At 71.6% G+C, this 10,816-nt stretch carries 7 protein-coding genes; all 7 read right to left on the reverse strand.

Annotated features, from left to right (window positions below; genetic code table 11):
• Positions 1–93: 93 nt before the first annotated feature.
• A complete protein-coding gene (locus tag P1P70_RS32255) occupies positions 94–1,905 on the reverse strand; it encodes a PQQ-binding-like beta-propeller repeat protein (protein WP_319244102.1) in 1,812 nt (603 codons plus the stop codon).
• Positions 1,906–2,159: 254 nt separating this feature from the next.
• Complete coding sequence (locus P1P70_RS32260) at positions 2,160–3,974, reverse strand: ABC-F family ATP-binding cassette domain-containing protein (protein ID WP_319244104.1); 1,815 nt, start codon at positions 3,972–3,974, stop codon at positions 2,160–2,162.
• A 323-nt stretch (positions 3,975–4,297) separates the two neighbouring features.
• Positions 4,298–6,301, reverse strand: a complete 2,004-nt coding sequence (locus P1P70_RS32265) for a nitrate- and nitrite sensing domain-containing protein (RefSeq protein ID WP_319244106.1) — start codon at positions 6,299–6,301, stop codon at positions 4,298–4,300.
• Positions 6,302–6,413: 112 nt separating this feature from the next.
• Positions 6,414–7,193 carry an MHYT domain-containing protein gene (locus P1P70_RS32270; protein ID WP_319244108.1) on the reverse strand — a complete coding sequence of 260 codons (780 nt, stop codon included), beginning with the start codon at positions 7,191–7,193 and terminating at the stop codon, positions 6,414–6,416.
• A gap of 230 nt (positions 7,194–7,423) precedes the next feature.
• Positions 7,424–8,818 (reverse strand): acyltransferase, encoded by a 1,395-nt coding sequence (locus P1P70_RS32275; protein WP_319244110.1) that lies wholly within the window; start codon positions 8,816–8,818, stop codon positions 7,424–7,426.
• A gap of 67 nt (positions 8,819–8,885) precedes the next feature.
• Positions 8,886–9,800 carry a 4-(cytidine 5'-diphospho)-2-C-methyl-D-erythritol kinase gene (locus P1P70_RS32280; protein ID WP_319244112.1) on the reverse strand — a complete coding sequence of 305 codons (915 nt, stop codon included), beginning with the start codon at positions 9,798–9,800 and terminating at the stop codon, positions 8,886–8,888.
• Between the two features lie 52 nt (positions 9,801–9,852).
• A complete protein-coding gene (rsmA, locus tag P1P70_RS32285; protein ID WP_319244114.1) occupies positions 9,853–10,740 on the reverse strand; it encodes a 16S rRNA (adenine(1518)-N(6)/adenine(1519)-N(6))-dimethyltransferase RsmA in 888 nt (295 codons plus the stop codon).
• Positions 10,741–10,816 lie beyond the last annotated feature (76 nt).

The following is a 10,816-nucleotide window of genomic DNA, read 5'->3' on the forward strand; positions in this document are numbered from 1 at the left end:
CCCGGGGGCTGGTTCGGCGGGGGCGGCGGCTGCGTCATGACGTGGATACCTCGGAGCGGATCTCGGTGGTCGGGTGTGGGACGAGCGGGGCTGTCACTTGCCGTAGGCCAGCATCAACTTCTCCTTCGACTCGTCGGCACCGCTGAGCAGGGTCGAGGAGATGTAGAAACGTCCGTCCACGTAGTCGATGGCCTTCGAGTAGAAGGAACTCTCGATCGCCGCGGCGCTCGCCGGCATCCGCAGCAGCGGGGTGGCCGCGGGGCTGCCGCCCGTGGTCGGGAACGACACGATCTGGCCGCCGGCGTCCGACGACGGCTCGACGTACGCGATCAGCTTCCCGCCCTCGGTCCGCAGCGGCTCCACCGCCGCGTCGGCGGTGGGCGACTTGACGCGCCATTTCTCCTTGCCGGTGGCGAGGTTCAGCGCGACGATCTGGTTCGTGCCGTCCTTCTCCTCGGTCGGCAGGTAGAGCGTGTTCGCGTCGCTCGCGACGCCGGTGCAGCCGGCGAGGTTCCCGGTGAGGATCCCGCCGTCGCAGTCGGGGGCGAACGAGGCGTCGGAGTCGACCTGCGAACGGGTCGATCCGTCGGCCTTGAAGGTGGAGATGTTCCAGGTGTTCTCTTCCTCGTTGGTGAGGTAGAGGACGAGCGGGTCCACGGAGTACGCGTTCTCGACCTTCCAGCCCTTGGGGATCTTCCGCGTCCACTTGGCCTTGCCGGTCTTCGGGTCCAGCTCCTGGACCTCGTCGTGCTCCTTCTCCGTGGTCACCGCGCAGGAGGAGACGACGACCAGCCGCGCGCCGCCCGCGAACCCGGACGGGTAGCAGGACTGGCCGTAGGTCTTCTTGTCGAACAGCTTCTTGCCGGTGTTGATGTCGTACGCCGTCCCGGACTGCGAGCGGCCCACCACGAGGGTGTCACCGGCGACGGCCAGGGAGACACTGTGGGCGCTGTCGAACAGGTCGCCCTTCTCCACTTGGGCCGACCATCCCTTGTCGCCGGTGTTCAGGTCGATCTGCTGGAGCTGGTCGCAGTCCGCGTTCTTCGACGTGCTCTTCTGGTACGCGACCACGGCCCGGTCGTCAGAGGTCTCCTGCGGGGTGACCGCGCAGATCTTGCCGGGGAACTCGATCGGGTCCCAGGCCGGGTCGCCGTCACCCACGTTGTAGGCGAACAGCTGCTTGTACGCGGGCTTCACCGCGACCTTGTCGGTGACCCACAGACCGGGGGCGCCCGCGCCCGAACCGGGGGCGTCGGGCGCGCTCTTGTACCAGAGGACCTTCGCCTCGCCGTCCTTGCGGTCGGCGTTGAGGTCGGAGATGTCGAGGTCCTCGCCGCCGTCGCCGCTGCCGTCGCCCGGGTTGACGGGCGCGGAGGGCGCGTCGGACGGCTTGTCGTCCTCGGACGGGCCGGTGCTCTCCTTGGCGACGGGCTTCTTCTCGCCGTCGTCCCCGAGGGTCGTCACGGCGAACACGGCGCCGCCGACCACGAGCAGTGCGGCCACGGCGGCCCCGACGACCATCGCGGGCCTGCCCTTGAACGGGTTCTTCGACCCACCGCCGCCGACACCGCCGCCGACCGGCGGGGGCGTGGGCGCGCCCGCGTACTGCGGCTGCGGGTAGCCGTAACCGGCCTGCGACGCGGGGTTGTACGGGCCGGGCTGCGCGTACGGGCCGGGCTGCTGCGGCTGGCCGTACGGGCCGGGCTGGGTGTACGGGCCCGGCTGCGCGGGCGGCTGCTGCTGCTGGGGCGGGTAGCCGTAGCCGGGGCCAGGTGCGGGCGGGCCCTGCGGCGGGGGCGTCTGCGGGTAGCCGTACGGCTGCTGCGGTTGTTGCGGCTGCGACGGCGGTGGATTCCCCGGAACTCCGTAACCGCCGTGCGGCGGCTGATCGGGCGGCTGAACCATCAGCGCTTTCCCCCTGTTCGCTGCTTTCGAGCCACCCGTGTGACCGCGTGGTGTCGCTTCTCAGACTGTTCTCAGACGGCTCTTTCTATCACTGCGACGTGCTCGCACATGGGGCCGGTCGCTCCCCTGTTCCCAAGGGAGAACCGGCCCGTGATGCCCCCGTTACGCTCCTTCACGCCCCCTTCACGGGACGTGCGCGGGGCCTCGGCCTCGAACACGAGCCCCCACGGCGGACGGCCGCCCGGATCGACCGACTACGCGTCATCCGCCAGTTCAAGCCACCGCATCTCCAGCTCTTCCTTCTCCCCGAGCAACGCCCTCAACTCGGCGTCCAGCTCTCCCACCTTCGAGAAGTCGGTCGCGTTCTCGGCAATCCGCGCATGCAACTTCGTCTCCTTCTCGGAGACCTTGTCCAACTGCCGCTCGATCTTCTGGAGTTCCTTCTTCGCGGCGCGGACGTCGGCGGCGCTCCTCTGCGACGCGGTCTCGGCGGCGGGCTTCACTGCGACCCCGGCGGACGCCGCCGCGGCCTCCTCCATCTTGTGGCGCCGCTCGATGTACTCGTCGATCCCGCGCGGCAGCATCCGCAGCGCCGCGTCACCGAGCAGCGCGAACACCTTGTCCGTCGTCCGCTCGATGAAGAACCGGTCGTGGGAGATCACGATCATCGACCCCGGCCACCCGTCGAGCAGGTCCTCCAACTGCGTGAGCGTCTCGATGTCGAGGTCGTTGGTCGGCTCGTCGAGGAAGAGGACGTTGGGCTCGTCCATCAGCAGCCGCAGCAGCTGCAGGCGCCGCCGCTCGCCACCGCTGAGGTCGCCCACCGGCGTCCACTGCTTCTCCTTGTTGAAGCCGAAGGTCTCGCAGAGCTGCCCCGCCGTCATCTCGCGCCCCTTGCCGAGGTCGACGCGGTCGCGGATCTGCTGCACGGCCTGGAGCACCCGCAGGTTCGGGTCGAGCTCGGCGACCTCCTGGGAGAGGTACGCGAGCTTGACGGTCCTGCCGGTGACGACCCGCCCGGCGGCCGGCTGCTTCTCCCCCTCGCTGCGCGCGGCCTCCGCCATGGCCCGCAGCAGGGAGGTCTTGCCGGCCCCGTTGACGCCGACGAGGCCGATGCGGTCGCCCGGCCCGAGCTGCCAGGTCAGGTGCTTCAGCAGCACCTTCGGACCGGCCTGCACGGTGACGTTCTTCAGGTCGAACACGGTCTTGCCCAGCCGGGTCGACGCGAACTTCATCAGCTCGCTGGTGTCGCGCGGCGGCGGTACGTCCGCGATCAGCTCGTTGGCCGCCTCGACGCGGAAGCGCGGCTTCGACGTACGGGCGGGGGCGCCGCGCCGCAGCCAGGCCAGCTCCTTGCGGACCAGGTTCTGCCGCTTGGTCTCCTCGGTGGCGGCGATCCGCTCCCGCTCGGCGCGGGCGAAGACGTAGTCGGAGTAGCCGCCCTCGTACTCGAAGACCGTGCCCTTCTGCACGTCCCACATGCGGGTGCAGACCTGGTCCAGGAACCACCGGTCGTGGGTGACGCAGACGAGGGCGGAGCGCCGCTCCCGCAGGTGGTTCGCGAGCCAGGAGATGCCCTCGACGTCGAGGTGGTTGGTGGGCTCGTCGAGGACGATCAGGTCCTGCTCCTCGATGAGCAGCTTGGCGAGCGCGATGCGCCGCCGCTCACCGCCGGAGAGCGGTCCGATGACGGTGTCGAGCCCCTGCGGGAAGCCCGGGAGGTCGAGCCCGCCGAAGAGGCCCGTCAGAACGTCCCTGATCTTGGCGTTGCCCGCCCACTCGTGGTCCGCCATGTCGCGGATGACCTCGTGCCGGACGGTGGCGGTGGGGTCGAGGGAGTCGTGCTGGGTGAGCACGCCGACGTGGATGCCGCCGGAGTGGGTGACCCGCCCGGTGTCGGCCTCCTCCAGCTTGGCGAGCATCCGGATCAGGGTGGTCTTGCCGTCCCCGTTCCGCCCCACGACGCCGATCCGGTCCCCTTCGGAGACGCCGAGCGAGACCCCGTCGAGCAGGGCGCGGGTGCCGTACACCTTGCTGACGTTCTCGACATTGACCAGGTTGACGGCCATTACTCTCCTGCCACGGGGACGATCGACCCTCCAGGGTAGTCGGCGGGGCGCACGGGTGTGACGGGGCGGCGGGCGGTCGGTCGCGCGCGGGCGGCGGCCGCGACGGGTGAGGGCCCGGGGCTTCAGCGCGAGACGGGAGCGGGTCGACTTCGGGTGCGGGTCCGGTGGGGCTTCTCGCGCAGTTCCCCGCGCCCCTGAAAAGCAGGGGCTGCGCCCCGTGCTTTCCACCCCCGTAGGTCGTCGCCGTACAGGAATGCCCGCGCACCAAGGCCGTGCGCCCCGGGGAGACCACCACCCGGGGCGCACGGCGGTCCTGTGCGGCCCTAGGGCCGCCGCTGCCGCTGGACGGCGGGGGAGCGGGTGTCGTCGGCCGGCTCCTGGTGGACGGGCATGTCGTCGCGGATCAGGTTCTCGGGGATGAAGACGGCCGCGGCGACGCCTCCGTCGGTCGACTGCCGCAGTTCGACGCGCAGCCCCTGCCGGTCGGCGAGCCGGTTCACCACGAACAGGCCGATCTGCTTGGCGTCGAGGAGGTCGACCCGCTCCGACCGGAGCTTGCGGTTGGCCTCGGCCATCCCCTCCTCGTTCATGCCGAAGCCGCTGTCCTCGACCTCGATGAGGATGCCGTCCCGCAGCCGGGCGGCGCGCAGCTGGACCTTGGTGGAGGGCGGGGAGAACGCGGCGGCGTTCTCGACGAGCTCGGCGAGCAGATGGATGACGTCGGCGACGGAACCGCCGTTCAGCGACACCTTCGGTACGGCCCACACCTGGACCCGGGTCCCGTCCTCGATCTCGGCGACGGCGGCCCGCAGGACGTCCGTCAGCGCGATCGGGTCGCGCCAGCCCCGGCCGGGCGCGATCCCCGACAGGATGAGCAGCGACTCGGAGTGGCGCCGCATCCGGGTGGCGAGGTAGTCGACGCGGTACAGGTCGTACAGCTCGGCGTGGTTCCGCTGTTCCTGCTGGCGCTGCTCCATGACGCTGAGCAGGTCGAGCTGCCGGTGGAGCAGCACCTGGCTGCGGCGGGCGAGGCTGACGTACACCCCGGAGATGCCGCTGAGGAGTTCGGCGCGCTCGGAGGCCGCCTTGAGCGCGGCCCGCTGCACGGCGGTGAGCGCGGTGCCCACCTGGGCGAGTTCGTCACCGGCGAGGCGCCGCATAGGGGCCTCGGCGTCGATGTCGACGCCCTGCCCGGCGTGCAGCCTGCGCATCGCCTGCGGCAGCCGGCGCCCGGCGACCTCCAGGGCGGAGTTGCGCAGGTCGAGGAGTTCGACGATGAGGCCGCGCCCGACGCCCACGGAGACCAGCAGCGACAGGAGCACACCGGCGAGGCCGAGGACGACGGCGACGCCGGACGCGCCGAGGTTGTCCCAGCCGAAGACGTCCGCCTTGGCCGCCGCGCCCGTCCCCGCGTCCTCCTCGGCCGCTGCCAGGCCCTCCAGCACGGCCGTCGAGGAGGCGTCCCAGTCCTTCAGCACGGCCGCCGACACCGGTCCCGCGCCGGCGTCGGTCACCCCGTCCTCGACCTTGACGAGGGCGGCGTAGCTGTCGCTGTCGAGGAGCACGTCGTAGGCGGGCCGGTGCTCGGCCTTGAGGTCGGCGACGGCCGGGCGCAGCAGTTCGCGCTGGACGGCGACGGCGCCCACGAACCGCGCGTACTCCTCCTTGCCCAGCGTCCCGGACGCGGTGGCGGCGCCCAGTAGCGCCTGCTCGCGGGCGACGGCGTCCCGGGCCCGGGAGAGTTCGAGGACGACCCGCGCCTCGGAGGTCGCGTCGGTGCCCTTCTCGCTGGTGAGCGCGCCGGTCACGGCGAAGGCGTGGCCGATGACGGTGGAGTACTCGGTGTACACCGTCGACACCGTGTTCTCGGCGTTGCTCGCGCCCGACCCGTCGGTGCCCGCGCGCAGGGCGGCGAGGTCGCTGAAGTCGGCTTCGAGGGTGTCCAGACGGTCGGGCAGCCCCGGGTCGATGAGGGCGGCGTCCGAACTGGAGGAGCTGAGGCCCGTCCGGAGCGCCGTCACGGCCTTGTCGGTGGCCTGCTGGTCGGCCCTCAGGTCGTCGAGACCCGTCTCGGTGGGCTCGGCCGCGTACCGCATCGCGGCAGTCCGCTCGTCCTGCAACGCGGAAACGAACTCGGCGACCGGCGCCAGGAGTTCGCTGTTGACGTCCTTGGCCCGCTCGGTGTCACCGATGGCGGCCACGGTCGTCACGGCGGCGTAGCTCCACAACGCCATCAGCGACACGATGGGCAGCATCAACAGGGCGACGATCTTCGCCCGCACGGATCTGGGGCGCAGCAGCCGGGTGGTCGCACGGAGGATCTTCATTTGGGGACCTCATCAGGAGAGGGAGGATCGAGCGCCCCGAAAGGGGCGCGGGGAACTGCGCGGCCGGCCCCCACCGGGCCCGCAGGCAAACAGGGCGCTCACAGGGGAGCGCTCACGCCGTCGACAGCTCCACCTCACGCAGCAACTCGTCGGCGAAAGAGGACTCCGCCCGCTTCCCGGTCGGCGAGAGGGCCACATAGGCCGAGGTCAGGAAGAGGAACGACCCCAGCATCACGGCCAGCGGGAAGAGGAACTCCGTGGCCGTCGCCCCGGCCAACTGGGCGGTGCTCGGCGCGAGTTCGATGCTCACGGCGTACATCGCGGTGTAGTGCATGCTGCTGACCGCGAGTCCCATGACCAGCGCGGCGATCGCGGCGAGCACCCCGCCCCGCACGATCAGCGTGAGCGTGAGCGCGGCGGTCGCGGCGACGACGGCGATCACCACGGAGGCGATGACGAGGGACGGGTCGTAGGTGACCTGGCCGTGCAGGTTGAGCGCGGCCATGCCGGTGTAGTGCATCGCGGCCACGCCGAGGCCGGTACCGAGGCCACCGAAGGCCACCGCGCGGATCCGGGAGCGGCCGTAGCCGGCGGTGAAGACACCGGCGCTGACCACGGCGATCGCCATGACCAGGCTGAGGACGGTCATCGGGACGTCGTAGCGGATCGGGGTGCCCTCCACGCCGAAGCCCATCATCGCGACGAAGTGCATGGTCCAGATGCCCGAGCCGATCGCGAACGACGCCAGCGTGAGCCAGTTCCGCTTGGAGGCGCCCTCGGCCTCAAGTGCCCTGACGGTGCAGCGCAGCCCGAGCGCGGAGCCGACACAGGCCATGACGTAGGAGAGGACGGGGGTGACCCATCCGGCGCTGAAGTGGTCGATGTGTTCCATGAGGAACCCCTCTCGCCCGCCGCGGGGACGACACCACGCGCACGGGAAGTACCGCCGGTAACCAGGCACCGGGGATCGAGATCATGCCACTCGAAAATGAGCGGCGAATCACCCGAAGGGACCCAAAAGGAACTTCCGTGAACATTAAAGCGCTGTGGCGTGGGTTACAAACTGAGGGGTTTGGCAGACCATTGCGTGACCTGCACATTTCCTCCACCGGACCGCTCCGGTCAGGCACTTGACCGTGTGCCACGACCAATGAGTTCCACCAGCGCCCACCCGGCGAGTGTCATGGCCACGGCCGCCGGAGCGCTGACCTGGACGGCGATCAACAGGGCCGTGCGCCCCTCGAACAGCCCGCCGAATCCGACCATGGAGAGTCCCAGCACCCCGAACAGACACAGGGTCACCCCCAGAGCGGCGGCAGGCCCGGAATACGCCTCCGACCTGCTGGAACTGCCCGGCCGAGACAGCCCTGAGGGGCGGGCCGGGGGCCGTTCGAAGCCCCGGAAGGCAGCGACGAGAACCGCCGTGAGGACGGCCGCGGCCACGATCCGCAGGGGCAGCTGGGCCCACCAGGCGCCCGTCGCGGGCGTGGGCAGGTCGACGTCCAGGACGAGCAGCACGCCGTACACCCCGAGCATGGCCGAAAGATGCCACAGGAACGCGGTCATCGAGATGCCGTTGGCCGCCACGACCGTCCGCCACACCTTCGGCCGCTCCAGCCACCGTGCGACCGGCCGGCGCACCCACTCCACCGCACCGACCAGCCACAGCCCGTGGCACAGCAGCGCGAAGGTCGGCGGCGCCATGTTCGACACCTTCTCGCCCGGCATCCCGACCATCGACAGCGGATACGGCCCGTACGCCACCAGCAGCGCGGCCCCCGCGAGCCCGGCACCGGCGAGCAGATAGGGCCTCGTCAGCCGCCCGTCGGCGCGTAGGAACCCGAGTTGGTGGATCGCGAGCCACACGAAGGCGAAGTTGAGGAACTCGACGAAGGGCACGTCGAGCGCGAAGCGCAGCGTGTCCACGAGCGCGGCGGCCGCGACCAACCCGCCGAACGCACCCCAGCCGTACCGTTCGTGCAGCTTCAGCAGCGGCGGGGTGAAGGCGACCATCGCCAGATAGATGCCGATGAACCACAGCGGTTGGGCGACGAGCCGCAGCGCCACGTCGAGCAACCCGCCGCCCTGGCCCGCCAGATGGAGAACCACGGCGGCGGCACCCCACACCCCTATGAAGACCATGGTGGGCCGCAACAGCCGCTGCAGGCGGGCCCGCAGGAACGCGGGGTAGACGGAGGCGCCGTCCGGGGCCTTCCGGCTGAGCGAGCGATAAGAGAGGGCGTGCGAGAAGCCGCCGACGAAGAAGAACACCGGCATGATCTGCAGGGCCCAGGTGAGGATCTGCAGCCCCGGCTCGACGGCGAGCAGGTTGCCCACCTCGACACCGCCGCCGTTTCCGGTGGTCACGGCCGCCATCAGCCAGTGGCCGAGGACGACCGTGCCGAGGGAGGCGACACGGAGGAGGTCGACGTACCGGTCCCGGGTGGCCGGGGTGGCGGCGGCGAGTTCGCTCGCACGCGCGCCCGCACCGGTCCGTGCGCTGGTTGTTGCGGTCATGGGAGTACGGTCGCGCGGGCGCCGGGGTGAGCGGCAGCGCTCCCGTACTCACCTCACCTCTGAGTACCTAGGCCCGGGCGCCCCGGATCACGGTCGCCCCCGGCGCGGGCGAGGCGGCCACGCGGGCGGACTTGCACGTACCGGACGCGAGAAGACCCTCGGCGACCGCGTGGGCGGAGTCGGCGTCCCGGGCGAGGAAGGCCGTGGTCGGGCCCGAGCCGGAGACGAGCGCGGCGAGCGCGCCCGCCGCGTGGCCTGCGGCGAGGGTGTCGGTCAGTTCCGGGAAGAGGGAGAGGGCGGCGGGCTGGAGGCCGTTGGAGCCCGGCAGGAACGCGGCGAGCGCGTCCACGTCGCCCTTGGCGAGCGCGTAGAGCAGCACCTCGGAGGCGACGGGCTCGGGGACGACGTCGTGCTCGTGGAGCCGGTCGAACTCACGGTAGACGGCGGGCGTGGAGAGGCCGCCGTCGGCGACGGCGAACACCCAGTGGAAGGTGCCGCCCACGTCGAGGGGCCGAAGCCGTTCCCCGCGGCCAGTCCCGAGGGCGGCCCCGCCCACCAGACTGAACGGCACATCGCTGCCCAACTCGGCGCAGATGTCGAGGAGTTCGCCGCGTGTGGCATTCGTGCCCCAGAGCGTGTCGCAGGCCAGCAGCGCGCCGGCCGCGTCCGCGCTGCCGCCGGCCATGCCGCCGGCGACGGGGATGTCCTTGACGATGTGAAGTCGGACGGCGGGTTCGATCCCGTGCCGCCGCGCGAGCGCGAGCGCGGCGCGGGCGGCGAGGTTGCTCCGGTCCAGGGGCACCTGGTCGGCGCCCGGGCCCTCGCAGGTGACGGTCAGCTCGTCGGCGGGGGTGGCGGTGACCTCGTCGTACAGCCCGACGGCGAGGAAGACATTGGCCAGGTCGTGGAACCCGTCGGGCCGGGCACCGCCGACCGCGAGCTGCACGTTGACCTTGGCGGGAACGCGAACGGTGACGCTCACGGCTGACGGGGCTCCTCGGGGTGGGACTGGGGGTGGCTGGGCTTGCGGCGGCTCATCGGCCGGTCGCGCCGGCGTCCTCGGTGACGCGGTTCTCGGCGATGGCGGCGAACTCCTCGACCGTCAGGGACTCGCCGCGGGCCTGCGGGGAGACCCCGGCGGCGACGAGGGCGGCCTCGGCGGCGGCCGCGGAACCGGCCCAGCCGGCGAGGGCGGCCCGCAGGGTCTTGCGCCGCTGGGCGAAAGCCGCGTCGACGACCGCGAACACGTCCCGCTTGGCGGCGGTGGTCTTGACCGGCTCCGTCCGGCGGACCAGGGAGACGAGCCCACTGTCCACGTTCGGCGCCGGCCAGAAGACGTTCCGCCCGATCGCCCCGGCCCGCTTGACCTCCGCGTACCAGTTGGCCTTCACCGACGGCACGCCGTACACCTTCGAGCCCGGCCCGGCGGCGAGCCGGTCGGCGACCTCGGCCTGGACCATCACGAGGGTGCGCTCGATGCTCGGGAAGGTGTCGAGCATGTGCAGCAGGACGGGGACGGCGACGTTGTAGGGGAGGTTGGCGACGAGGGCGGTGGGGGCCGGCCCGGGGAGTTCCGTCACGTCCATCGCGTCCGAGTGGACGAGGGCGAAGCGGCCTGCGCGGGTGGGCATGCGGGCGGCGATCGTCGCGGGCAGGGCGGAGGCGAGGACGTCGTCGATCTCGACGGCCGTGACGCGGTCCGCGACCTCCAGCAGGGCGAGGGTGAGCGAGCCGAGACCCGGGCCCACCTCGACGACGGTGTCCTCCGGGCGGACGTCCGCGGTCCGCACGATGCGGCGGACCGTGTTGGCGTCGATCACGAAGTTCTGGCCGCGCTGCTTGGTCGGACGCACACCGAGCGCGGCGGCGAGTTCGCGGACGTCGGCGGGGCCGAGGAGGGCGTCGGGGGAGGGGCTGCTCACGGCACCAGGGTACGGGGCGGCTGGCTCCGCCCGGTTCTCGGGCGCCTGATGACTCGGGGTGCGGGGGCCTGATAGC

This window comes from Streptomyces sp. MB09-02B (genome assembly GCF_033794485.1).
In the GTDB taxonomy this organism is placed as follows: domain Bacteria; phylum Actinomycetota; class Actinomycetes; order Streptomycetales; family Streptomycetaceae; genus Streptomyces.

Coding starts and splice junctions, on each gene's coding strand:
- P1P70_RS32255 (WP_319244102.1), bottom strand. CDS start 1,905: ATGGTTCAGCCGCCCGATCAGCCGCCGCACGGCGGTTACGGAGTTCCG.
- P1P70_RS32260 (WP_319244104.1), bottom strand. CDS start 3,974: ATGGCCGTCAACCTGGTCAATGTCGAGAACGTCAGCAAGGTGTACGGC.
- P1P70_RS32265 (WP_319244106.1), bottom strand. CDS start 6,301: ATGAAGATCCTCCGTGCGACCACCCGGCTGCTGCGCCCCAGATCCGTG.
- P1P70_RS32270 (WP_319244108.1), bottom strand. CDS start 7,193: ATGGAACACATCGACCACTTCAGCGCCGGATGGGTCACCCCCGTCCTC.
- P1P70_RS32275 (WP_319244110.1), bottom strand. CDS start 8,818: ATGACCGCAACAACCAGCGCACGGACCGGTGCGGGCGCGCGTGCGAGC.